The following is a 24,172-nucleotide window of genomic DNA, read 5'->3' as shown; positions in this document are numbered from 1 at the left end:
CCGATCTTCATCAACGATGGCCCGGTGTGGACTTCGGCCGGGGTCACCGCCGGCATCGATCTGGCCCTGGCCCTGGTGGAGGCGGACCTGGGGCGCGAGGCGGCGCTGGATGTGGCCCGGCAACTGGTGGTGTTTCTCAAGCGCCCGGGAGGCCAGTCGCAGTTCAGCGTGACCCTGTCGCTGCAAAACAGCGGCGGGCGTTTCGATGGCTTGCATGCCTGGATTGCCGAGAATCTCAGCCGCGAATTGACCTTGCCGATCCTGGCCCAGCAGGCCGCCATGAGTGAGCGCAGCTTCGTCCGTCACTACCGCGCCGACACCGGCCAGACTCCGGCCCGGGCCATCGAGCTGATCCGGGTGGAAACCGCCCGGCGCCTGCTGGCCGACACCGGCCTGCCGATCAAACGCATTGCCGCCCAATGCGGTTTCGGCAGTGAAGAAACCCTGCGTCGCAGTGTGCTGCGTGCCCTGGGGGTGACGCCCCAGGCCTACCGCGAGCGTTTTGCCGCCACCGAGCAGGCCTGAGCTCCGGGGGGCGCGGTTCAGCCTTCGACCAGGCTCAACTGGCCGTCGGCATACAGCACTTCGCGTCCGACCCAGGTCGGGTCCACTTGCGGCAGCACCGCCGACGGCTTGCGCAACTCGCGCAGTAGCGTGGAGCCGTGGGACAGGCGCCCACCCATGCGCGCGATCACGGCCCGGGCCGCTTGGTAGTGGGCGTGGCGCCCGGGGTCGAGGGTGTCTTCCAGGAGGATATCGACCCCCAGCACGCCCTGTACCTGTCCCGGATAGATCATGAAGCCGCTGGCCTGCTCGCTGCCTTCGCGGCCGTCCTGCCAGAAGCTGCCGCCGCGGCTGCGCGGATGTTCGTGGGGGGCAAACCAGTAGTCGCGATCGGCCTCGGGCACGGCGTGGTGCAGGCGGAAAAAGATCCGCATCAGGTTGTCCCGGTACCACTCGCGCACTTGCAGGTAATAGCCGCGCATACCCGGCAAGCCCAGGCGATGGGCCAGGGCAATGGCCGGGCTCCAGTGCGGGAAAGCCTGCAGCGGCAATTCGGCGCAGGGTGGGCGCGGGGTGCCGGGGTCGGTTTCCCAGGGCAGGCGGTGGGGGCTGTTGTCCAGGTTGTCGTAGGCGGTGGGTGGCCGTCCCAACCAGGCACCGCCGCTGCTGGCCAGGGCGGTGGCGATGCACAGGTTGCCTTGCACCACGAACACGTAGAAACGGCTGAACCAGTCCGCCAGTTGCTGGCCATTGGCAGCGCCCTGGTGCAATTGCGTCAACTCGTCATCGAAGCGCCGCAGGCCGCGTTCCAGGGTCAGCAGATGGCCTCGGGCGACGTGCTGCATGCGCAGGAAACGCGGCAGCGAGCGCAACAGGCGCAGCGGTCGCAAGGGCAGCTCCGGGGTGGCGCCGCCCACTTCCCCGGCATAGCTGGAAGAGGGCAGGCCCCAATCGGCCAGGCGCGCCAGGAACAGGTCGTTGTTGATATAGGAGGCGCCGCCGAACACCGCGGTGAAGGGCTCGTTGTCCTGCAGGATCCGGGCGTCCCAGCGGGCCATGATCGCCGGAATGCTCGCCGCTGCCCGGCGCTGGCCGTACTCGACGAAGCGGCTGGGTTGCGGCGGCAGGATTTCGGCGATATTGGCCGCGGTCAGGTGCCGGCGCCAGCCGTAGTCGCTGATGGGGCGGTACTGCAGCAGCCACAGTTGCTGGCCGTCCCAGGCCCATTCCACATCGCCGGGCACGTAGTGGAAGGTCTTCAGCACCCCTTGCAGGAAGTCCCACAAGGCGCTGGCGTCGAGTCCCCGGGTGCTGGCGAAGTGGCCACTTTCCCAGGCACTGCCCAGACGCGAAAGCACCGCCCGCTGGGGGCTGACCTGACCGTCGGCGAGGCTTTCCAGATGGCCTTCGACCCACTCCAGCTCCACCGAGAGATGACGCACGAAGGCGATCCCCGACAGGGTCGGCTGGATGAAGCGCTGCACCACCACTTCCTCGACGCCGGCGTCCCGCAGTTCACCAATGCGCGACGCCACCTGATCCCGGGGGACCCGCAAGTAAGTGGTACTCAGCCCGGCATTGGCCGAGTCGGCCTGATCCTCGCCGTAGCTGGAGGAGCGCACCGCCCACAGGGCCTCGGGCTGGCTGGCGAGCAGGGTCGGCAGGCGCGGGTCACCGGCGCTGTCCAGGGACAGGGCGCTGGGCACCGGCTGGCCGGCCAGCTCTGCCAGGCGCAGGCGGCCGCCCTTGGTGTGGGCGACAAAATCCGGGTCGCCGGACTCCAGCCAGTCGACGAACGCCGTCGGTGCATCGATCCAGGGGTAATGGCCCCAGCCCGGCTTGAGGCTGATCCGCAGGTCGGCGCGGGCCAGGATCGCCGACCAGGCCGCAGCCTGGGCAATCCCCAGCAGCCGGTCCTGGTCGCCCCAGACCAACTGCACCGGGTCCTTGATCCACTCCAGCAGCGGCAGCGCGGTGTCGGCCCGCAACTGTTCCCACAGGGGCACGAAAGCCCGGCAACGGGCGTAGCCCGCGCCCATGCGCAGGTACTGCTGCGGCGTCCACGGCTGGCGCGAGAATTTACCGGCGAACAAGGTCGGTTGGTGGCTGAGCAAGCCATGAATCAGCAGGCGCGCCGGCAGCGGCGACATCAGTGCCGGCAGGCGCCGTTGCCAGAGAAAGGCCCCCACCGGAGACAGCAGCACACTGCGCGAGAAATGCCCGGGGCGGCGTTGCAAGGCGTGCAGCACGATCAACGCGCTGACCCCCACCGCGACAATCCCCTGGCCCGGCTCGGTCATGCCCAGCAGGGCCTCGGCGTACTCACCGAGGTCATTGCAGGGAGGCAGCGGATTGTCACCAAAGCCCGGCAGCTCCAGGGGCTGCACCTGATAGCGCTGGAAGTGCGGCAGGGCATCGTCCCACCAGTCGGCGGCGCTGCCATTGCCCGCCAGCAGGTACAACAGGGGCTTGCTCATGGGCATTCCTCAGCTCAGGTCAGGTCGCGCAGGGCGGCGTCCAGGGTCGGGTAACGGAAGCGGTAGCCGGCCTGCAGCAGGCGCGCCGGCACCACCTTCTGGCCATCGAAGAACAGCTCGGCCATTTCCCCGGCCAGGGCCCGCACCGGCGCCGCCGGCACATGCAGCCACACCGGGCGCTTGAGCACCTTGCCGACCGTGGCGGCGAAGGTGCCCTGGCTCACGGCTTCCGGCGCCACCATGTTGTAGGTGCCGGACAGAGAGGCGTCGTTGATGGCCCGGGCCATCACTTGCAAGACGTCGTCGCGGTGCACCCAGCTCATGATCTGCTGGCCATTGCCCATGCGTCCGCCAAAGCCGAAATGGAAGGGCATCAGCAGGGGGTTCAGGGCGCCGCCGGGACCGAACACTATGCCTAGGCGCAGCACCACCTGGCGCACGCCAAAGCGGGTGGCCGGTTCCGCCGAGGATTCCCAGCGCGCACACAGATCGGCCATGAAGCCTTCACCGCGCTCGGCGTTTTCATCCAGGCTCTGGCTGGCGTCGCGCACCCCGTAGAAACCGATGGCCGACGCCTGGATCCACAGCTCCGGCTTGTGCTGGGCGTGCTGCAGCCAGTTGAGCAGGGCTTCGGTGGTGCCAACCCGGCTGGCCAACAGTTGCGCCTGACGCTTGGCCGACCAGCGCGGCCCGGCCACCGGGGCGCCGGCCAGATTGATGATCACGTCAAAGGCCTCGCCATGGCCCAGTTTGCCCAGGGAGCGCAGGCAGCGGGCGCGGCCGTCGAACAGGTAGGCGGCGCGCAGCGGATCACGGGCCAGCACACTGACGGTGTGCCCGGCATCCAGCAGTTGGTTGACCAGGGTTTCACCGATAAAGCCGGTGCCACCGGTGACCAGCACCCGTTTGCCAGTACCGCCGGCAAAGGGGTTGGCCGCCTGACCCTGGCGTTGCAGACGCAACGCCGCCAGGCCGTCACGAATGCCCGACGCCGTCACGCCGACGGCAAACAGGCTCAGGGCCCAGCCTTGCCAGCCCAGGTCGATGGGGTTCAAGGCGCTGGGCAGGTGCGACCATTCCAGTAGTTGCAGGCCGTACAGGGCGAAAAAGGCCCCGGCATTGATCGCCAGCACGGTGTGCATGATGCGTTCGATGGCCGGCAGCTTGCGGCTGCGATCCTCCACGACGAAGTCCCACAGGGTCAGGCCGATTTCCAGGGCGAACAGCACAGCGATCACCAGGGCCCAGATGCCCTGGAACGCCAGGTGGGCGATGCCCATGAACAACACGCCGTAGAAGCACGAGCGCAGGGCATGGATGCTCAGTTCCTTGCGGGCGCTGTGGCGTTGCGGCAGGGCCACGGTGAGTTCGTGATGGTAGATCGTGTCCAGGGCGCCGAGCACACCCTGGGCGAGCAACAGGGCGATGGCCCACTGCAGGATTGGCAAATCAGCCACGATGGTGAAGTCCTTTTACGAGGGAAGACGAGAGGTACGGCGGTCGTGGCGCTGCAGCCACAGTAACGGTGGCAGCAGCACCAGCAGGGCGAAGCTGTCGATCCACAGGTGGGCGGTCATGTTCATCTGCCACGACAGCCACATGTCCTGGGGCGCCCACAGCACAATCCCGGCCATCAGCCAGGCCCAGGCCGCCGGGGCCCGCAGGCGATTGCCCAGGTGCACCAGGCCCAGCAGGTACAACGAATAGCTTTGCAGGGTGGCGCCGAACAGGCCCAGCCACCAGATCTGCTGAGCCCGGGCCGGTGCCGGTGCGGCGGCGCCCCAGAAAGCCTGTTCGATGCTGGCCAGGTAGTCGTTGAACAGGCCGCTGTGGCCGGCCCAGGTCAGCAGCAGTCCGGCCAGCAGGTGGCCGGCGCCGACGGCATACAGCCAGAGCACCAGGGCCCGGCGCAGGCCGGGTCGGGGAGAAGCGGCGACGGATAACATTCCATGTCCTGTGGGGGGATCGAGGCCGCGAAGTGTACCGATTTTTTCCGGCCCATGGCGTGCGCCGGTGCCCATCTCAGGGCTTGCCGAGCAACTCCAGCAGCGCGTCGAGGGTGGCTTGCGGCGCTTCCTGGGGCAGGTTGTGGCCGATCCCCGGGAGGATCCGCCGCTGATAGGGCCCACTGAACAGGCCGACATCGGGGTCCGGCTCGGTGGCCGGGCCGACGCCGTCGTCAGCGCCACACAGGGCGATGGTCGGCACCCGGATCGGCGGCTGCGCCTCCAGCGCCCGCTCGATGCTTTCCAGGCCCGGGTCGCCCGGCACATAGCCGAAGCGATGGCGGTAGGAATGGATCACCACTTCGACAAAGTCCGGGTTGTCGAAGGACGGCGCGCTCAGGCCATAGCACTGCGGTCCCTGCTTCCAGGTAGGCGACCACAGGCGCCACAGCAGCTCGCAGAATTCCCGACGGTTGGCCGTCAGCCCGTCCACCCCGCGTTGGGTGTTGAAGTAGTACTGGTACCACAACCGGTGCTCGGTCTCCGGCGCCAGGGGTTCGCAGGCCCCGGGGATGTCCTGGATGTTGTAGCCGTCGGCGCTCATCAGGCCCTTGACCCGCTGCGGCCACAGGGCGGCGACGATGCAGGCGGCGCGACCGCCCCAGTCGTAGCCGGCGAGGGTGGCTTGGGGCAACTGCAGTGCGTCCATCAGCTCCAGCAGGTCCCGGGCCAGGGCCGCCTGCTGCCCGGAGCGCATGATCTGCTCGCTGACAAAGCGCGTCGGGCCGTAGCCCCGCAGGTAGGGAACGATGACCCGATAGCCGCGCTCGGCCAGCGGCGGGGCGATCTCGTCGTAGGCCCGCACGTCGTAGGGAAAACCGTGGAGCAGGATCACCGGTTCGGCGTTGCGCGGGCCATGTTCCTCATAGGCGATATGCAGGCTGGGGGTGCTGACCTGGTGCAGGGAGGCTGGGCTGGGCATGACGACTCCGGATCCGGTGGGCCGGGAAAAGCTAGCGCAAAACTTGCGTGCTGTCCTCAAACCGCAGCGGCATGCAGCCCGTGGGCGTCGCGCCAGCAGCCGGCGGATGTCTTCCAGGGAACTGTGGCCCTACGGTTCGGGGCCCTTGATGTGCACGTAGCAGCGCAGGCCGACGGTGAAGCTCATGAGGGGCCTGGTGAGGGAGCGCGAATGCGGACTCTAGCGCTGTGTGGCCCGCAAGATCGCCTTCGCCGGCAAGCCGGCTCCTACGCAACGGTGCTGCCACCTGAGGGCTGTAGGAGCTGGCTTGCCAGCGAAGGGGCCCGCAAGCCGGCCCCTAGAGTTCGTCGCTGCGGGCCAGGTGCTTGAAGTGATGCCGCCACAGGTCGATGCCCAGGCCACCGCTGCGGTCCAGGGACGAACCCACGGTCAGGTCGGTGAGCAGGGTCGGCTGCAAGCCGGCATCGAACAGGGCAAAACCTGCGGCCAGCACGCAGGTGTCGGTCTGGATACCGCACACCAGCACACGCTCGGGGGCGAGGCTTTTGAGGTGCTCGAGAAGCTCCGTCGTCGGCCCGTAGCCGTGCTTGATGAAGACCTTGTCGGCGGCCACCAGGCTCTGGTCATCCACCGCCGGCTGCCAGCCCAGTTGCCGGGCGAAGGGCGTGCGGCTTTCATCATGGCGCTCCACCGTGGCCACCGAGGGCATGCGCCCGAGCAGGCGGTTGATGCCGTCCACCAGCCACTGCGGAGGGTTGAAGCAGGGTTGCACGTCGATGATCAGCAGCACCTGGTTCATGACGCTTGCCCCAAACGGGCCGGCTGGCGCAGGCCGATGCAGTTGCCCCAGGGGTCCTGCACCTGGCAGATCGAGTCGCCGCCTTCAATGACCATGGGCCCGCGATACAGGCGCCCACCCAGCCCGGTCAGGCGCTGCACCTCGCCGGGCAGATCGGTGACCTGCCAGTACACCACCGTGCCCGCCGGCCCCTGGTCGACCTTGGCGTCGCAGGGGACGATTTCCAGGGACAGGCCCGCGAGCTGCAAATGGCCGAAATCATCCGGCTCGTGCAGCACCCGGCGGGCCTGGGGAAAGGCCTGGGCGTACCAATGGGTGGCGGCGCGCCAGTCGGCGGCATGGATCATCACGGCGATGATCGGCGAGTCGGGCATGGGGCGAGTTCCATTTCTGTCGGGCACCAAGGGAAGAGCGCCCCGGTGTCAGCACCGGGGCCGGGCTCAAGGTTGCCAGACGCTCTTGTCGCCACTCAAGCGCCGGTCGAGAAAACTTGCCGCGCTGATCAGCGCCAGGTGGGTCAGGGCCTGGGGCGTGTTGCCCAGATGGCGGCCGTGGCTGTCGAACTCCTCGGCGTACAGGCCCAGGGGGTTGGCGTAGCGCAGCAGTTGCTCGAATTCCAGGTGCGCCTGCTCCAGGCGCCCGGCCCGGGCCAGGCATTCGACGTACCAGAACGAACAGGCGGCGAAGGCACCCTCGGTGCCGGCCAGGCCGTCGATCTGGCTGTCGTCGTTGCGGTAGCGGTAGACCATGCCGTCACGCACCAGGCTCTTTTCGATGGCATCCAGGGTCGCCAGCCAGCGCGGGTCCTTGGCGCTGACAAAGCGCACCAGGGGCATCAGCAGCATCGAACCGTCCAGGGCGGTGCTGCCGATGTGCTGGACGAAATGCCCGTGCTCCTGGTTCCAGAACCGGCTCCAGATATCGTCGTAGATGGCTTGCCGGGTCTGGTCCCAGCGGGCGAAGGGGGCCGGCAGCGAACGCTTGGAGGCCAGGCGGATGGCGCGGTCCACCGCCACCCAGCACATCAGCCGCGAGTGCAGGAAGTGGTGCTGCTCGCCGCGCATCTCCCAGATGCCCACATCCTTGCTCTGCCAGCTGTCACAGACCTGGTCCACCACCTGTACCGTGTGTTTCCAGCCTTCGTGGGAGATGGCCTCGCCGTACTTGTTCACCAGGTACACCGCATCCAGCAGTTCGCCGAAGATATCCAGTTGCACCTGGTCGTAGGCCTGGTTGCCGATGCGCACCGGTTGCGCGCCGCCGTGCCCGGAGAGGTGCCCAAGCTCGGTCTCCGGCAACTCCTGGCGGCCGTCGATGCCGTACAGGATATTGAGCTTCATCGGTTGCCCATGGCAGTCGCTGACCCGGCCCCGCAGCCAGCCCATGTAGGCGTTGGCCTCCTCGACGAAACCCAGGCGCATGAAGGCGTAGACGGTGAACGAGGCGTCGCGTACCCAGGTGTAGCGGTAGTCCCAGTTGCGTTCGCCGCCGGGGCTTTCCGGCAGGCCAAAGGTGGCCGCCGCGAGGATCGCGCCATGGCGCCTGGAGGTCAGCAGTTTCAGCGCCAGGGCCGAACGGTTGACCATCTCGCGCCAGCGGCCGCGGTAGTTGGACTGGCCGATCCAGTCGCGCCAGAACTTCAGGGTGCGCGTAAGGTGCAGCTTGCTATCGCCGTGCCGCACCCGCAGATCGTCGACGCCACCGAGGATGAATTCGGCGCCCTGGCCCTGTTGCAGCACGAACTCGGCCCGCGCCGAGTCCCGTTCAAGGTAAAGCGGCTGGTCGCCCAGCAGGCGCAGCCCGGGCTGCCCGGGGGCTTCGAAGCACACTGAGTCGCCTTCCTGTCGTGCCCCGGTGGCGGCCCGCCCATAGTCCAGGCGCGGCGCGCAGTGCAGGCGCAGGGTGGCCTGGCCGCTGACCACCCGTACCCGGCGGATCAGCAGCGGCAGCTGCTCGGGGTCGTCGTCGATGGTCAGCAGGTCGGTGACTTCCACCACCGCCTCGGTTCCCAGCCAGCGGGTCTGCAGGACGTTGCTGTCGGGCAGGTAGATCTGCTGGCGCCGGGCGTCGGCCAGCACCGGTGCCAGTTCGAAGATCCCGGCGGCGGGGGAGTCCAGCAGCGAGCAGAAGATGCTCGGGCTGTCGAACTCCGGCCAGCAGAAGAAGTCGATGCTGCCCTGGTCGTCGACCAGGGCGGCGCTGCGCATGTCGCCGATGATGCCGTGGGCGTCGATGGGGCGTTGTGCAGTGGGATGCTGGTCAGCCATTGCCGCGAAACTCCGGATAGAGGCTCATGCCGCCGTCGATGAACAGGGTGCTGCCGACCACATAGTCGGAGGCGTCCGAGGCCAGCCATAGCGCGGCATTGGCCACATCCTCGGGGTCGCCGACCCGGCCGTAGGGAATCAGCTTGAGCAGTTCCTGCTCTGCCGCGCCCTCGGTGGCGGTGCGGTTGATGGCGGTGCGGATCGCCCCCGGGGCGATGCCATTGATGCGGATCCGCTGCTGGCTGACTTCCTGGGCCAGGGTGCGCATCAGCATGTCCACGCCGCCCTTGGAAGCCGCGTAATTCACGTGCCCGGCCCAGGGAATCAACTGGTGCACCGAACTCATGTGGATGATCTTGCCCGCCGCCTTGGACACCCCGGCGCGCACCCCCTGGCGCTGGAAGATGTTCAGCGCCGCGCGAGCACAGAGGAACTGCCCGGTGAGATTGACGCCGATCACCCGGTTCCAGTCGTCCAGGCTCAGGCTGGTGGCCGGCCCATCCCTTTGCAGGCCGGAATTGGCCACCAGGATGTCGAGAAAACCAAAGGCCTCGATGGCCTGGGCGAACAGCGCCTCGACCTGGGCCTCATCGGCCACATCGGCGCCAATGGCAATGGCCCGGCCGCCTTCGGCATTGATCCGCGCGGCCAACTGCTCGGCCGGCGCGGCCTGGGAGTTGTAGTTGAGCACCACGCTGGCACCGGCCGCCGCCAGGGCGATTGCGGTGGCGGCGCCGATGCCGGAGCTGGCGCCAGTGACCAGGGCTACCTGCTGGTCGAGGGATATCTGCATGCACTGCACTCCTGTCGCCGCTGTCGAAGGCCGGGGCTGATGCGCCCATACGACATGCAACCCATCAGTGGCCCCTGTTGAGCTGACCCCGGACGCGGTTCAGGAGTTCAGTTCAGCGCGGTTGTTGCAGCCCGCGCAGCAGCAGCTCAAGCGCCTGCAGCGCTTGTTGCAGGCGTTGCCCGGGCTGTTCGGCGGCGGCGATCCACAGCGCCGCGTCCACCAGGCTGCCGTTGATCAGGCGCGCCAGGGCCTGGCTCGGCGCGGGCGTGATCAGCCCGGCTTCGACCAGCGCTTGCAGGCGGCGGCTGAGGGAGTCGATGCAGTGTTCCTCGGCTGGCTGCCGTTGCCCCAGCACGGCTCGGGCATCCTGCAGGACGATGCGGCGGATTTCGGCTTCCTGGGCCATTTCCAGGTAGGCCCGGCAGCGCTGGGCAAAGCCTTGCCAGGGATCACAGGCCGCTGCGGAAATGGCCTCCAGGCGCTCATCCATTTCACTGTCGATCTGCTCCACCACCGCCTCCAGCAACCCCTGCTTGTCTCCGAAGTGGTGATACAGCGCGCCTCGGGTCAGCCCGGCTTCGGCGGTCAGGTCGTCCATCGAGGTCTTGGCGTAGCCCAGGCGGGCAAAGGCCTGGCGCGCGCTGGCAATCAGCCTGGCGCGGGTTTGCTCGATCATCGCGGCGCGTGGGCGGCTGCTCATGGACACAGTTCTCCAACAAATGGCGGGTTGACATACGAGGCGTATGTTTACATGATTTTTAACATACGAAGCGTATGTGTTTCTACTGTGCCTGCCCTTTGTGGCAAGTTGCAGCCCCCCAAGGAGTCGTTGTAAATGGCAAACCCCTACCGCGAACTGTTCAAGGCCCCCGGCAGCCGGGCGTTCGTCCTGGCCGGGATGATCGCGCGCATGCCGATCTCCATGACCGGCATCGGCCTGATCACCATGCTGGCGCAACTGCACGGCGGGTACGCCCTGGCCGGCTCGGTGGCGGCGACGTTCGCCCTGGCCACGGCGTTCTGCGCGCCCCAGGTATCGCGCCTGGTGGACCGTTACGGCCAGAGCCGGATATTGCCCCTGGCCGCCGGCCTGGGGGGTGGGGCGCTGCTGGCCCTGCTGCTGTGCACCCGCTTGCAGGCCCCGCACTGGACCCTGTTCCTCTGCGCCGCCCTGGCCGGCTGCATGCCCAGCATGTCGGCCATGGTCCGCGCCCGCTGGACCGAGCTGTACCGTGGTCAGCCGCAGTTGCAGACCGCCTATGCCCTGGAGTCGGTGCTCGATGAGGTCTGCTTCATTGTCGGCCCGCCGTTGTCGGTGGGCCTCAGCGTCGGCCTGTTTCCCGAAGCCGGGCCCCTGGCGGCGCTGCTGATGCTGGTGCTGGGGGTCAGTGTGTTCGTCATGCAGAAAAGCACCGAGCCGCCGGTCCATCCCCATGAGGAAGGGCACTCCGGCTCGATCATTCGCTCGGTGGAAATCCGCCTGCTGCTGTTGCTGATGACCGCCATGGGCACCATCGTCGGGGTGGTGGACGTGGTCAGCGTGGCCTTCGCCCAGCAACAGGGGCAGCCGGCGGCGGCGAGCATCGTGCTCTCGGTGTACGCCATCGGCTCATGCCTGGCGGGCATCGCTTTTGGCGCCCTGAAACTGGCCACGCCCTTGCCCCGGCTGTTCATGTACGGCGGCATCGCCACGGCGCTGACCACCTTGCCGCTGCTGCTGGCGAGCAACATCCTCGGCCTGTCCCTGGCGGTGTTCGTTGCCGGGCTGTTTTTCTCGCCGACCCTGATCGTCGCCATGGCCCTGGTGGAACGCAGCGTGCCGCCGGCCAAGCTCACCGAGGGCCTGACCTGGCTGGTCACCGGCCTGAGCATCGGCGTGGCCCTGGGGGCTGCGGGTTCCGGGGCGCTGGTGGACCAGTTCGGCGCCCGCAGCGGCTTCTGGCTGGCGCTGGCTGGCGGCGCGGTGGTACTGGGGGCGGCGTTGCAGAGCTATCGGCGCATGCGCTGAGGCGATCGGTGGACTAATTTGTTCCCCTCGTGCTGCGTTTCTTTAGCGTCCATCCGTTGAGGGAATAACCGTGACTCAGTTGAACCTGCTGTGCCTGCCGTATTCCGGCGCCAGCGCCATGGTCTACAGCCGCTGGCGCCGCAAGCTGCCGCAGTGGCTGCATTTGCAACCGCTGGAGCTGCCCGGGCGTGGCGCCCGTTACACCGAGCCGCTGCACACCGACATGCGCGAACTGGCGCGGCAGCTTGCCCTGGAAATCCGGGCCACGCTGCGCACCCCTTACGCGCTGTTCGGCCACAGCCTGGGCGCCTTGCTGGCCTGTGAACTGGCCCATGCCCTGCGCGCCCTGGGCTGCCCGGAACCGGTGGCGCTGTTCGCCTCGGGCACCGCTGCGCCGACCCTGCGCACCGAGTACGACCGAGGGTTTGCCGAGCCCAAGACCGATGAGCAACTGATCGAACAGTTGCGCACCCTCAACGGCACCAGCGAAGAAGTGCTGGCCAACCAGGAACTGATGAGCCTGACCTTGCCGATTCTGCGGGCCGACTTTCTCTTGTGCGGACGCTTTCGCCCGCTGCAGCGCCCGTTGCTCAATTGCCCGGTGCATGTACTGGGCGGCAAGACGGATCGCGCCACCACCGAGCAACTGATTGGCTGGAGCAAGGAAACCCACGGCAGTTTTTCGGTGGACATGCTGGCGGGCGGGCACTTCTTCATCCACGAGCATGAAGCCAAGGTCCTGAGCCTGATCAAGGGGCACCTTGAGGTGCATCGTCGACGTCATCTGCAGCCTGAAGTCGCCGCTGCCCTGTAGCCGCCGGGCTGACTGCGCCGGCGGTTGCAGGTGCAGTCAGCCCAGGGACGTTCCCAGGCGCCAGTAACCCATCAGGGTCAGGTTGCGACGCTCCTGGCCGCGCTCGTTGATCAGGTGGCGGCGAATGTTCATCACCGTGGCCGACTCGCCAGCCACCCAGGCATAGAAACTGTTGTCCGCCGGCGCCGCGGTTTCCCACAGTCGTAGTTCTTCATTGCGCTCGGAGACCTTGATCGGCCGTCGGCCGCTATTGGCCGGCGGCAGCTCGGCCAGTTCCCGGGCGGCATGGATCAGGGTTTCACCGTGTTGGGCATTGAGCACGTCCCGCGGCAGCCAGTTGACCCGGGTCTGCGGGTTGCAGCGCAGGTCGATGCAGTCGCTTTCGTAGGGCACCTCGATGAACACCTGCACATCCGGGTAATCCGGGTAATCCTGCAACTCCTCCAGAATCCCGGCGATGGCCGGCAGGGCGGTTTCATCGCCCATCAGCAGCACCTTGCGAATCCCGGCCGGCGGCAGCCACTCATAACCGCCGGGGTCGCCGCTGTAGGCCTTGTTCGGCACCACCATCTGCAGGCGGTCGCCGGGCTGGGCGTGGGTGGCCCAGGTGGAGGCCGGCCCGTTGACCCCGTGCAGCACGAAATCCACATCCATCTCTGCAGGCTGCATGCGCAAGGCACGAATGGTGTAAGTGCGCATCGGGGGCTGCTGCTCGGCCGGCAACTTGCGCCGAGCGGCTTGCCAGTCACCGTCCACCGGCAACTGCGCAACGCTGCCATCGGCCCCGGGAAACAGCAGCTTGATGCGCTGGTCCGGGGCCAGGGTGCGGGCCTGGGCAACGTCCTCGCCGCCGAACACCAGGCGCACCAGGGAAGGGCTGAGGTCGATGCGTTGCTTGAGTTCGACGTTGATCACCCGGTAGCTCCGGGGTTGCTGGGCGCCGGCACCTACCAGCTTGCGCAAGCCATTTGCCAGTGAGCTGGCCAGGGAAGTGGCTGAGGACATGATCGCGACCTGATTAAGGAGAAGGTCCTGATTTGACGAGTCGCAAGCGCTGGAATTTACCGTGCAAGCCCTGATCTGCCTGCCGCGCAGGGGTTAATTTTTCACCAGGCCCATCCGTTTCGTAGGGATAGCCGAGCCAACGCTCGATACCCAACATGTACGGATGAACCCAGATGAACGCTGAAAAGTCCCTGAAACTTGCTCGCCGGTTTATCGAGCTGCCGCTGGAGAAGCGCCGGTTGTTCCTCGATAGTCTGCGGGCGGAAAATATCGACTTTTCGTTGTTTCCAATCCCTGCCGACGTGGTCGTGGAGGACCGTCAGGAACTGTCCTACGCCCAGCGGCGCATGTGGTTCCTGTGGCAGCTGGACCCCAACAGTGGCGCCTACAACCTGCCGGGGGCGGTGCGCCTGACGGGGGCGTTGAATCGCCAGGCGCTGGAGCAGGCATTCGCCGCCCTGGTGGCGCGCCACGAGACCCTGCGCACGGTGTTCAAGCGCCACGCCGACGATCGCCTGGAGCAGGCTGCGGCAGAGGTCGAGCTGGCCGTGCAATACCTGGATCTGAGTGCAACCGACGCGTCGGAACAAGAGCAGGCGGTGGCTGCACAAGCGCAGCAGCAGTCGCTGCTGCCGTTCGACCTGGGAACCGGTCCGTTGCTGCGGGTCAAGCTGATCAGGCTGGCTGCCCAGGAGCACGTGCTGCTCCTGACCTTGCACCATATCGTCTCTGACGGCTGGTCGATGAACGTGCTGATCGACGAGTTCATCCGTTGCTACGACGCCTTCGAACGGGGCGATCAGCCGCAACTGCCGGCCTTGCCAATCCAGTACAGCGACTATGCCCTGTGGCAGCGGCGCTGGCTGGAGGCGGGGGAGCAGGCGCGGCAGTTGGAGTACTGGCAGGCGCAGTTGGGGAGCGAGCATCCGGTGCTGGAACTGCCCACTGACCATGGGCGCCCGGCGATGCCCAGCTACCGTGGCACCCGCTATGACTTTGCCGTGGCGCCGGAGTTGGCCGAGCAATTGCGGGCCCTGGCCAAACAGCACAACGTCACCCTGTTCATGCTGTTGCTCGGCGCCTTCAATGTGCTGCTGCACCGTTACAGCGGCCAGGGCGATATTCGCGTCGGCGTGCCCATCGCCAACCGCAACCGCGCCGAGGTCGAAGGCCTGATCGGCTTTTTCGTCAACACCCAGGTGCTGCGCACTCAGCTCACCGGCCAGACCCGGGTCAGCGAGCTGCTGCAGGCCGTCAAAGAGGCGGCGCTGGGTGCCCAGGCTCATCAGGACCTGCCGTTCGAGCAACTGGTTGAGGCCTTGAAGCTGGAGCGCAACCTGAGTCACACACCGCTGTTCCAGGTGATGTACAACCACCAGCCTCAGGTGGCTGATATCAGCACGGTACAGACGGCATCCGGGCTGGAGCTGGGCCTGGTGCAATGGCAGAGCCGCACCACCCAGTTCGACCTGACCCTGGACACCTACGAGAAGTCCGGCAAGCTGCACGCCGCCCTGACCTACGCCGATGATCTGTTTGACGCCGGCACCATCGCGCGCATGGCGCGGCATTGGACCGCGCTGCTGCAAGGCATGCTGGAGGATGCCGAGCAGCGCATCGGCGAGTTGCCGATGCTCGATGCCCGGGAGCGCCAGACCCTGGTGCATGAGTGGAACGCCACGGCGCAGGCTTACCCCACCGGGTTGAGCATGCCGCAACTGATCGAAGCTCAGGCCCGGCGTACCCCCGACGCCTGCGCCTTGGTGTTCGGCGAGCAGCAACTGAGCTACGCCGAACTGGATGCCCGAGCCAATCGGCTGGCCCGCTTGCTGCGTGAACAGGGTGTGGCGGCGGATGTGCTGGTGGGCATCTGCATCGAACGCTCCATCGAAATGGTCGTGGGCCTGCTGGCGATCCACAAGGCCGGTGGTGCCTACGTGCCCCTGGACCCGGAATACCCCCGGGACCGCTTGGCCTACATGATCGAGGACAGCGGCATCCGCCTCTTGCTGAGCCAGCGTTCGCTGCTGCCGCTGCTGGATTTCCAAGCCGATGCAGAGGCGCTCAAGGTCATCCTCCTGGACCAGGATCAGGACGCGCTGCTGGCCTATGACAGCGGCCCGTTGGAGACGCTGGTCGACCCGCTGAACCTGGCCTATGTGATCTACACCTCGGGTTCCACCGGCAAGCCCAAGGGGGCGGGCAACAGCCACGCGGCGCTGGTCAATCGCTTGTTCTGGATGCAGCAGGCCTATGGCCTGGACGCCAGTGACGCGGTGCTGCAGAAAACCCCGTTCAGCTTCGACGTCTCGGTCTGGGAATTTTTCTGGCCGCTGATGACCGGTGCCCGGCTGGTGGTGGCGGCCCCGGGGGCTCACCGTGAGCCGGCGCGCCTGATCGACACCATCATCGACCACGGCATCAGCACCCTGCACTTTGTGCCCTCGATGCTCCAGGCCTTCATCCATGAGCAGGGCGTGTCGGCCTGCACCAGCCTCAAGCGCATCGTCTGCAGTGGCGAGGCCTTGCCCCTGGATGCCCAGCAGCAGGTCTTCGCCCGATTGCCGGGCACCGGCCTGTACAACCTCTATGGCCCGACCGAGGCGGCGATCGACGTCACCCACTGGACCTGTGTCGACGAAGGGGCGAGCAGCGTGCCGATCGGCCAGCCGATTGCCAACCTGCGCACCCATGTCCTGGATGCCCAGTTGCAACCGGTGCCGGCGGGCGTTGCCGGTGAGCTCTATCTGGGCGGCCTCGGGCTGGCTCGCTGTTATCACCGGCGCCCGGCCCTGACCGCCGAGCGCTTTGTACCTTGCCCCTTCCATCAGGGCGCGCGGCTGTATCGCACCGGCGACCGGGTGCGCCAGCGAGCCGATGGGGTGATCGAATACCTGGGCCGCCTGGACCATCAGGTCAAGCTGCGAGGCCTGCGCATCGAGCTGGGTGAAATCGAAGCCCGGCTGATGCAGCACCCGAGCGTGCGCGAGGCCGTGGTGCTGGTGCAGAACGCCAAGCAGCTGGTGGCGTATCTGGTGTTGCAAGAGGGCGCCCAGGCCCAGGCCCAGGGGTGGACCGACGAACTCAAGGCCTGGCTGGCCAGCAGTCTGCCGGAGTACATGGTGCCCCATCACCTGCTGGCCCTGGATCGCTTGCCGGTGACCGCCAACGGCAAGCTCGACCGCAGGGCCTTGCCGCTGCCCGAGGCGGCGCCGCAACTGGCCTACGTGGCCCCGGAAAGCGCCATGCAGAAGGCCCTGGCGGGCATCTGGTGCGATGTGCTGGGGCTGGCCCAGGTGGGTCTTGACGATAATTTCTTCGAACTTGGCGGTGATTCGATCATCTCGATCCAGGTGGTCAGTCGCGCCCGTCAGGCGGGGATTCGCCTGGCCCCCCGGGACCTGTTCCAGTACCAGAGCGTGCGCAGCCTGGCCCAGGTCGCGGTCCTCGACGATCAGCCGCAGATTGACCAGGGACCGGTGACCGGCGAGGTGCCGTTGACCCCGGTACAGCACTGGTTCCTGGCCCAGGAGGTGCCTCGGCCGGGGCACTGGAACCAGTCGTTGCTGTTGGACCCGCGCCAGCCCTTGCAGCCAGCGTTGTTGCAGGCGGCGCTGTTGCAGGTGGTCAATCATCACGATGCCTTGCGCCTGCGCTTTGTCGGCACGCAGCAGGGTTGGCAGCAGGCCTATGCCGAACCTGCCAGCCACTTCGACCTGTGGCAGTGCCGGGTCGAGCATGACCAGGCCCTGGCGGCATTGTGCGACGAGGCCCAGCGCAGCCTGGACCTGCAAGCCGGCCCGCTGGTGCGCGCGGTCCTGGTGGAGCGCGAGTCGGGTCGCCAGCAACTGTTGCTGGTGATCCACCACCTGGTGGTGGATGGGGTGTCCTGGCGGGTACTGCTGGAGGACTTGCAACAGGCCTACCGGCAGTTGGCGCAAGCCCAGACGGTGCAATTGCCGCCCAAGACCAGTGCCTATCAGGCCTGGGCCCGTCGTTTACAGGACCATGCGCCACAGCGCGAGGCCGAACTATCGTACTGGCTGGCGCAGCAGACCGGAGCCGACGACTTGCCTTGCGACAACCCGGCGGGCGGCCTGCAGAACCGTCATGGCCGCAAGATCGAGTCGCGACTGGATGTGGGGCTGACCCGCAAACTGCTGCAGCAGGCTGCGAGCGCCTATCGCACCCAGGTCAACGACCTGCTGTTGACCTCCCTGGCGCGCGTACTGTGCCGCTGGACCGGGCAGGCTTCGGCCCTGATCCAGTTGGAAGGGCATGGTCGCGAGGACCTGTTCGACGATCTGGACCTGACCCGCACCCTGGGCTGGTTCACCAGCCTGTACCCGGTGCGCCTGCAGCCAGCCGAGCAAGCCGGGGCCGCGATCAAGGGGATCAAGGAGCAGTTGCGCGCGATCCCCGGCAAGGGGCTGGGCTACGGCTTGCTGCGCTACTTGGGCAGCCCGACCCAGCGTCAGGCGCTGGCGGCATTGCCGCAGCCACGCATCACCTTCAACTACCTGGGCCAGTTCGACCGCCAGTTCGATGAGCAGGCGTTGTGGACGCCAGCCAGCCAGAGCAGCGGGCAGGCCCAGGACCCACAGGCACCCCTGGCCAACTGGCTGACCCTGGAAGGCCAGGTCTATGGCGGCGAACTGGCGTTGCAGTGGGGCTACAGCCAGGAAATGTTCAGCGACTCCAGGGTCCAGCGGATGGCCGATGACTACCTCGCCGAGCTGCGCCTGCTGATCGAGCACTGCTGTGGGCTGGACCAGGCTCAGGCTACGCCTTCGGACTTCCCGCTGGCACGGATCTCCCAGCAACAGCTCGACGCGCTGCCGGTGCCGGCGGCTGCCATCGAGGACCTGTATCCGCTGACGCCGATGCAGCAGGGCATGCTGTTCCATACCCTCTACGAGCCCCAGGAACAGGCCTACATCAACCAGTTGCGCCTGGACATCCACGGCCTTGATCCCCAGCGCTTTGCCGATGCCTGGCAGAGTGCCCTGGATCGCCACCCGATCCTGCGCAGCAGCGTGCACTGGGAAGGGCTGGACACTGCCCATCAGTTGGTCAGGAACCGGGTCAAGGTGCCGTTGCAGGTCTTGGCAGCGGCCCCGGCGGATCTCGATCAGTTGGCCGCGCAAGAGCGCTCCCGGGGGTTCGAGCTGGACCGGGCGCCCTTGCTGCGTCTGCTGCTGGTGCCCATCGCCGACAATCACTGGCACCTGATCTACACCTGCCACCACCTGCTGCTCGATGGCTGGAGCAATGCCAGCCTGCTGGCCGAAGTGATCCAGTTGTACGGCGGGGCCCGCTTGCCGGCGTCCCAAGGCCGCTATCGTGACTACCTGGGCTGGTTGCAGGAGCAGTCGGCCCCGGCTGCACAACAGTTCTGGACCGAGCGCCTGCACGCCATGGACTCGCCGACCTTGCTGGCCGACGGGGTGCGCAGGCCGGTGTCGGGCAGCGGCCATGGGCAGCACCTGGAAGGGTTCGACCAGGCGCTGACGCAACGCCTGGGCAGCTTTGCCCGGCAGCAGAAGGTCACCCTGAACACCGTGCTGCAGGCCGCCTGGGCGCTGTTGCTGCAGCGCTACTGCGCGCAGCAGTGCGTGATCTTCGGTGCCACCGTGGCGGGGCGTTCGGCGCCGCTGCCGGGTATCGAGCAGCAGTTGGGGCTGTTCATCAACACCTTGCCGATCATTTGCCAGCCACGTTCGCAGTGCAGCGTGGGGCAATGGCTGGAGCAGATGCAGGCGCTCAATCTGGGCCTGCGCGAACACGAGCACGTGCCGCTCTACGAGATCCAGGGTTGGGCCGGGCACCAGGGCGCCCCCTTGTTCGACAGCCTGCTGGTGTTCGAGAACTTCCCCGTGGCCCAGGCCCTCAAGGAGGGGGCTCCGGCAGGGCTGCAGTTCTCCGGCCTGGCCAACCACGAGCAGACCAGCTATCCGCTGACCCTGGGCATCGAGTTGGGCGAGCACCTGAGCCTGGACTTCAGCTATGACCGCAGTCGTTTCAGTGCCGATCAGGTCCAGGGCTTCTGTGCCCAGCTGCGGCATTTGCTGCTGCAGTTCATGGCCGATCCCGACGCGGCCCTGGGGGGCTTGCAGTTGTTGAGCGAACAGGCGAGCCAGGACTTGCTGCAGCACAGCCAGCTGGCCGAGGTGGTGCACGCCCAGGCGCTGCTGGTGCACCAGCGGATCGCCGCGCAGGCGGCGGTCACGCCCGAGGCGCTGGCGCTGGTGGTCGATGGCGAGTCACTGGACTATGGCCAGTTGAACGCCCAGGCCAACCGCCTGGCCCATTGCCTGCAAGCCCAGGGGATTGGCCCGGGTGACCGGGTCGGTCTGGCACTCAAGCGCGGCCCGCAACTGATCGTCAGCTTGCTGGCGGTGCTCAAGAGTGGCGCGGCCTATGTGCCCCTGGACCCGCAATACCCGCAAGAGCGTCTGGCGTTCATGATTGCCGACAGCCGCCTGAGCCTGCTGCTCAGCGACACCGGCACCTGGGCCGCGCCGCTGCTGCCCGACAGCGTGCTGCACTGGGATCTGCCTAGCCTGGCGCAACGCTTGAACCATTGCTCCAGCACCGATCCGCAGAACCGCGCCAGCCCGCAAGACCTGGCCTATGTGATCTACACCTCGGGCTCCACCGGGGTCCCCAAGGGCGTGGCCATCGATCACCGGGCCTTGTCGGCGTTCTGCGAGGCGGCGGCGGATTATTCGGCGCTCACCGCCACCGACAAGGTGCTGCAATTCGCCACCTTCAGCTTCGACGGTTTCGTCGAGCAGTGTTACCCGGCCCTGTGCCTCGGCGCGGCCTTGGTAATGCGCGGCGACGAGCCCTGGGCCGTCGAGCAACTGGCGGCGGTGATCGTCAGCCAGGGCGTGACCCTGGCCGACCTGCCGGCGGCTTACTGGCACTTGCTGGCCAAGCAATGCATGGCTGACGGTATCCGCAGCCTGGGGTGCCTGCGCCAAGTGCATGTTGGCGGCGAGGCGATGTCGGTGGAGGGCTTGCGCCTGTGGCACGCCGCCGGGCTTGGGGCCGTGCGCCTGCTCAATACCTACGGCCCGACCGAGGCCACGGTGGTCTCCAGTGTCCACGACTGCCGGGAACAGGATGCCAGCGAGGTCTACGGCATCCCGATCGGCCAGCCGATCATCGGCCGCGCCCTGCGGATCATCGACGGCGACCTCAATCTGCTGCCCGAAGGCGGCACCGGGGAGCTGTGCATCGGTTCTGCGTCGAGCCTGGCCCAGGGCTATTTTGACCGGCCGGGACTGACTGCCGAACGCTTCATCCCCGACCCCTTTGCCCGTCAGCCCGGCGCCCGGCTGTATCGCAGTGGCGACCTGGCGCGTTACAACCCGCAAGGGGCGATCGAGTACATCGGCCGTATCGATCATCAGGTGAAGATCCGCGGCTTCCGCATCGAACTGGGGGAAATCGAGGCGCGCCTGTCGGCTCGGCCGGATGTGCGTGAGGCGGTGGTGCTGGCCGTGCCGGCCAACAACGGCATGCAACTGGTGGCCTATGTGGTGCCCTCTGCGTTGCCTGGAGATACCGACGACGGCCTGGGCGATGCTCAGGCACAGGCCGAGCGTTGCGCGCTGATCAAGGCCGGGCTCAAGGAAAAGCTGCCGGATTACATGTTGCCGAGCCACGTGCTGCTGTTGCCGCACTTGCCCCTCAACCCGAACGGCAAGCTGGATCGCAAGGCCTTGCCCAAGCCGGACTTGAGTGCCTTGCAACAAGCGTATGTGGCCCCGCACAGCAAACTGCAGCAGCAGGTGGCGGCGATCTGGCAGAGCGTGCTCGAAGTCGAGCGGGTCGGCCTGCAGGACAACTTCTTCGCCCTGGGCGGCCACTCGTTGCTGGCCACCCAGGTCATCAGCCGGGTGCGGCATGAGCTGGGCTTGCAGGCGGCGCTGCGGACCCTGTTCGATGCGGCCGACCTGCAGGCCTTTGTCGCCGCCCTGAGCGCCAGTGAGGCTCCGGCAGCGGCCCCGGCCTTGCGCCGCGTGGATGACTCGCGGCCACAGCCGTTGTCCTTTGCCCAGCAGCGCTTGTGGTTCCTCTGGCAGTTGGAGCCGCAGAGCTCGATGTACAACATCGCCCGGGCCCTGGAGTTGCGTGGCGAACTGGACATCGAGGCGGTGCGGCAAGCCTTCGAGTCGCTGATGCAGCGGCATTCGGTACTGCGTACCACCTACAGCGAGGTCGAAGGCGAGAGCTGGCAGCACGTCCATCGCCACCTGCCGCTGTCGTTCGTGTTCGATGACCTGTGCGCCTTGCCAGTGGCCGAGCGCGAGGCCATGGCCCAGCAGCAGTTGCAGCAACAGGCCGCGGAGCCCTTCGACCTGATCGCCGGTCCGCCGATGCGTGTACGCCTGCTGCGGCTGGAGCCGCAACGGCACCTGCTGCTCATGACCCTGCACCACATCGTCGCCGACCATTGGTCGTTCGGCATTCTGCCGACCGAGTTCGTAAGCCTGTATCACGCTCATCGGACCGCCGCGGCCAGCCCGTTGCCGGAGCCGGCCCTGCACTACGTGGACTTTGCTGTCTGGCAGCGGCAATGGCTCGAAGGCGGTGAACTGCAGCGCCAGCTCGATTACTGGCGTGATGTCCTGGGCGATGACCATCACCTCACACGCTTGCCCGCCAGTGCCACGGTGCAGCCAGGGCAGGCGCCGTCACCCTTGTGCGATCTCCACGAATTCCATTTCTCGGCGGCCCAGAGCGAGGCGCTGCGCGCCTTTGCCAGTGCCCAGGGGGTGACCTTGTACATGCTGCTGCTGGCAGGTTTTGCCCTGGTGGTGGGGCAGCGCAGCGACAGTTCGCGGGTGCGTCTGGGGACCGATATCGCCAACCGCAATCACGCCGGCGTTGAAGATCTGGTGGGCTTCTTCGTTAACCAACTGGTATTGCAGATAAGTGTCGAGGAACAACAGTGCGTCAGCGACTTGTTGCAGGTGACACGGAGCACGGTCATCGGTGCCTCGGATCACCAGGACCTGCCTTTCGAGCGCCTGGTGGAGGCGCTCCGAGTGGTCCGGCGCGCCGGTCGCTCACCGTTGTTCAGCATCAAGTTCATCTACCAGGAAAGCCTCGATCAGCCGTTGTCGATCGACGGCCTGGACGTGCAGCCGGTGGCTGCCGGCAGGGCTGCGGCGGAGCTGGACCTGGTGGCCGAGTTCGTCAATGCGCCACAAGGCATCTACCTCGGCCTGAAGTGCGATGCAGGGCTCTACACCGCCGCGGACATGGCGTGCCTGTTCGAGCAGTTGCAGGCGGTGTTCGAGTTGATGCGGGTCGATACCCGGGCGCCGCTGGTGGCGTTGCTGAACCAGGCCCGGGATATCCAGTACCTGCACGAGCGAGACCAGCTGCAACAGCGCCAGGCCCTGCTCAAGCAACAGCACCCGATTCAGCGGCGCCGTCCAGGACGGGTGCCGGTCGAGTGAAGCCATATTGAAGAATCATGCAGGCGCGTGCGATCGCCGCGCCTGATACCGCGAATCGGAGGTGGGTAATGTCGAAATTCGAGTCTCAAGCCATACCGGCATTGGGCAAAGGACGGCGCAAGAGCTTGAGCCTGGACCAATCCAGCCTGGTGACGTTCACGCCGCTGTTCGAGAACAGCTCGATTCCCCTGCTGTGTACGCCGAACGTTCCTGGCGTGGGACTGGCGCAGTGGGCCGGAGAAAACCGCGAGCTGCTCCAGGAAAAGCTCGACCGGCACGCAACGTTGTTGTTCCGCGGCTTCGCGGTGCAGGACATCAACGAATTCAACCAGTGCGTCGACTCGATTTCCGGTGGGGCGCTGGAGTACCTGTTTCGGGCCTCGCCGCGGACCCAGATCACCAAGAAGCTCAACGTCTACAGCTCCACCGACTACCCGGCCGTGGAAAAGATCTTTCCCCACAACGAGCACTCCTATTCCCCGGTGTTTCCGCTGCACCTGTATTTCTACTGCGACGTGCCGTCGACCACCGGCGGCGAGACGCCATTTGGCGACACCCGGCATTTGCTGGCGCGGATCGATCCACAGGTGCGCGAAGAGTTCCAGCGCAAGCGCGTGCTCTATGTGCGCAACTATGGCGACGGCATGGGGCTGCCCTGGCAGACCGTGTTTCAGACTGACAATCGCGCCGAGGTCGAGGCCTATTGCGCGAAAATCGGCGTGACCCCGGAGTGGAAATCCGGCAACCGCCTGCGCACCCGGCAGCAGGGCCCGGCCATGGTCCGGCATCCGCGTACCGGCGAGAGCGTGTGGTTCAACCATGCGACGTTCTTCAATGCCCTGACCCTGCCGGAGAGCATCCGCGACAGCCTGCTGGCGGAGTTCGCGCCCGAGGACCTGCCGCAAAACACCTTCTTTGGCGATGGCAGCCCGATCCCCGATGACTACATCACCCATCTGCAACAGCTCTATCGCGAAGTGATGGTGGAGTTTCCCTGGGAGAAGGGCGACGTCGTGATGCTCGACAACATCCTCACCCTGCACGCCCGCAACGAATATTCAGGCCCGCGCAAAATACTCACAGCCATGGCCGTCCCGCTGA

Annotated in this window: 15 protein-coding genes; 5 read left to right on the top strand and 10 right to left on the bottom strand. The window is 66.7% G+C overall.

Annotated elements, in window-relative coordinates; all coding sequences use genetic code 11:
* A partial coding sequence (locus BLX41_RS35105) for a GlxA family transcriptional regulator (protein WP_259744719.1) occupies positions 1-525 on the top strand: 525 nt, incomplete at its 5' end.
* A 17-nt stretch (positions 526-542) separates the two neighbouring features.
* On the opposite strand, the gene BLX41_RS11515 is transcribed toward BLX41_RS35105, so the two are convergent.
* The 9 genes from BLX41_RS11515 to BLX41_RS11475 all read right to left on the bottom strand — a co-directional run bounded on the left by BLX41_RS11515 (position 543) and on the right by BLX41_RS11475 (position 10,468).
* Positions 543-2,981, bottom strand: coding sequence for an alpha/beta hydrolase (locus BLX41_RS11515; RefSeq protein WP_123724970.1), 2,439 nt, complete (start codon positions 2,979-2,981; stop codon positions 543-545).
* A 14-nt stretch (positions 2,982-2,995) separates the two neighbouring features.
* Entirely contained in the window at positions 2,996-4,438 is a 1,443-nt protein-coding gene (locus BLX41_RS11510; RefSeq protein WP_123724969.1) for a TIGR01777 family oxidoreductase, read from the bottom strand.
* Positions 4,439-4,453: 15 nt separating this feature from the next.
* Positions 4,454-4,927, bottom strand: a complete 474-nt coding sequence (locus BLX41_RS11505) for a hypothetical protein (protein WP_123724968.1) — start codon at positions 4,925-4,927, stop codon at positions 4,454-4,456.
* A 76-nt stretch (positions 4,928-5,003) separates the two neighbouring features.
* Entirely contained in the window at positions 5,004-5,909 is a 906-nt protein-coding gene (locus tag BLX41_RS11500) for an alpha/beta fold hydrolase (RefSeq protein ID WP_123724967.1), read from the bottom strand.
* Positions 5,910-6,246: 337 nt separating this feature from the next.
* Positions 6,247-6,708: a cysteine hydrolase family protein gene (locus BLX41_RS11495; RefSeq protein WP_123724966.1), complete on the bottom strand. Its 462-nt coding sequence runs from the start codon at positions 6,706-6,708 to the stop codon at positions 6,247-6,249.
* Complete coding sequence (locus BLX41_RS11490) at positions 6,705-7,082, bottom strand: VOC family protein (RefSeq protein ID WP_123724965.1); 378 nt, start codon at positions 7,080-7,082, stop codon at positions 6,705-6,707. The genes BLX41_RS11495 and BLX41_RS11490 overlap by 4 nt, the downstream gene beginning before the upstream one ends.
* A gap of 66 nt (positions 7,083-7,148) precedes the next feature.
* Positions 7,149-8,975, bottom strand: a complete 1,827-nt coding sequence (locus BLX41_RS11485; RefSeq protein ID WP_123724964.1) for a glycoside hydrolase family 15 protein — start codon at positions 8,973-8,975, stop codon at positions 7,149-7,151.
* Complete coding sequence (locus BLX41_RS11480) at positions 8,968-9,768, bottom strand: glucose 1-dehydrogenase (protein WP_123724963.1); 801 nt, start codon at positions 9,766-9,768, stop codon at positions 8,968-8,970. The genes BLX41_RS11485 and BLX41_RS11480 overlap by 8 nt, the downstream gene beginning before the upstream one ends.
* A gap of 112 nt (positions 9,769-9,880) precedes the next feature.
* Complete coding sequence (locus BLX41_RS11475; protein ID WP_123724962.1) at positions 9,881-10,468, bottom strand: TetR/AcrR family transcriptional regulator; 588 nt, start codon at positions 10,466-10,468, stop codon at positions 9,881-9,883.
* 135 nt (positions 10,469-10,603) lie between these two features.
* Between BLX41_RS11475 and BLX41_RS11470 the strand changes: the two genes are divergently transcribed.
* Together BLX41_RS11470 and BLX41_RS11465 are read left to right on the top strand one after the other, a co-directional pair.
* Complete coding sequence (locus tag BLX41_RS11470) at positions 10,604-11,776, top strand: MFS transporter (protein ID WP_123724961.1); 1,173 nt, start codon at positions 10,604-10,606, stop codon at positions 11,774-11,776.
* 70 nt (positions 11,777-11,846) lie between these two features.
* The gene (locus BLX41_RS11465; protein ID WP_123724960.1) at positions 11,847-12,590 is read left to right on the top strand and encodes a thioesterase II family protein; all 744 of its coding nucleotides are present in this window, start codon (positions 11,847-11,849) and stop codon (positions 12,588-12,590) included.
* A 36-nt stretch (positions 12,591-12,626) separates the two neighbouring features.
* On the opposite strand, the gene BLX41_RS11460 is transcribed toward BLX41_RS11465, so the two are convergent.
* A complete protein-coding gene (locus tag BLX41_RS11460) occupies positions 12,627-13,595 on the bottom strand; it encodes a siderophore-interacting protein (protein ID WP_123724959.1) in 969 nt (322 codons plus the stop codon).
* 173 nt (positions 13,596-13,768) lie between these two features.
* Here BLX41_RS11460 and BLX41_RS11455 point away from each other — a divergent pair, with 173 nt between their 5' ends.
* Together BLX41_RS11455 and BLX41_RS11450 are read left to right on the top strand one after the other, a co-directional pair.
* Entirely contained in the window at positions 13,769-23,071 is a 9,303-nt protein-coding gene (locus BLX41_RS11455; protein WP_123724958.1) for a non-ribosomal peptide synthetase, read from the top strand.
* 68 nt (positions 23,072-23,139) lie between these two features.
* Positions 23,140-24,172, top strand: a 1,033-nt coding sequence (locus BLX41_RS11450) for a TauD/TfdA family dioxygenase (protein ID WP_123724957.1), incomplete at its 3' end; no start/stop codon positions are given.

The organism is Pseudomonas protegens, from assembly GCF_003732485.1.
GTDB lineage: Bacteria > Pseudomonadota > Gammaproteobacteria > Pseudomonadales > Pseudomonadaceae > Aquipseudomonas > Aquipseudomonas protegens_B.
The sequence above is the reverse complement of the archived record's forward strand: the minus strand, read 5'-3'. Positions and strand labels throughout refer to the sequence as shown.

What these genes read in the sequence shown, in the direction of transcription:
- BLX41_RS11460 (WP_123724959.1), bottom strand. Translation starts at nt 13,595, where the DNA reads ATGTCCTCAGCCACTTCCCTGGCCAGCTCACTGGCAAATGGCTTGCGC.
- BLX41_RS11470 (WP_123724961.1), top strand. Translation starts at nt 10,604, where the DNA reads ATGGCAAACCCCTACCGCGAACTGTTCAAGGCCCCCGGCAGCCGGGCG.
- BLX41_RS11490 (WP_123724965.1), bottom strand. Translation starts at nt 7,082, where the DNA reads ATGCCCGACTCGCCGATCATCGCCGTGATGATCCATGCCGCCGACTGG.
- BLX41_RS11515 (WP_123724970.1), bottom strand. Translation starts at nt 2,981, where the DNA reads ATGAGCAAGCCCCTGTTGTACCTGCTGGCGGGCAATGGCAGCGCCGCC.
- BLX41_RS11455 (WP_123724958.1), top strand. Translation starts at nt 13,769, where the DNA reads ATGAACGCTGAAAAGTCCCTGAAACTTGCTCGCCGGTTTATCGAGCTG.
- BLX41_RS11505 (WP_123724968.1), bottom strand. Translation starts at nt 4,927, where the DNA reads ATGTTATCCGTCGCCGCTTCTCCCCGACCCGGCCTGCGCCGGGCCCTG.
- BLX41_RS11485 (WP_123724964.1), bottom strand. Translation starts at nt 8,975, where the DNA reads ATGGCTGACCAGCATCCCACTGCACAACGCCCCATCGACGCCCACGGC.
- BLX41_RS11480 (WP_123724963.1), bottom strand. Translation starts at nt 9,768, where the DNA reads ATGCAGATATCCCTCGACCAGCAGGTAGCCCTGGTCACTGGCGCCAGC.
- BLX41_RS11475 (WP_123724962.1), bottom strand. Translation starts at nt 10,468, where the DNA reads ATGAGCAGCCGCCCACGCGCCGCGATGATCGAGCAAACCCGCGCCAGG.
- BLX41_RS11500 (WP_123724967.1), bottom strand. Translation starts at nt 5,909, where the DNA reads ATGCCCAGCCCAGCCTCCCTGCACCAGGTCAGCACCCCCAGCCTGCAT.
- BLX41_RS11495 (WP_123724966.1), bottom strand. Translation starts at nt 6,708, where the DNA reads ATGAACCAGGTGCTGCTGATCATCGACGTGCAACCCTGCTTCAACCCT.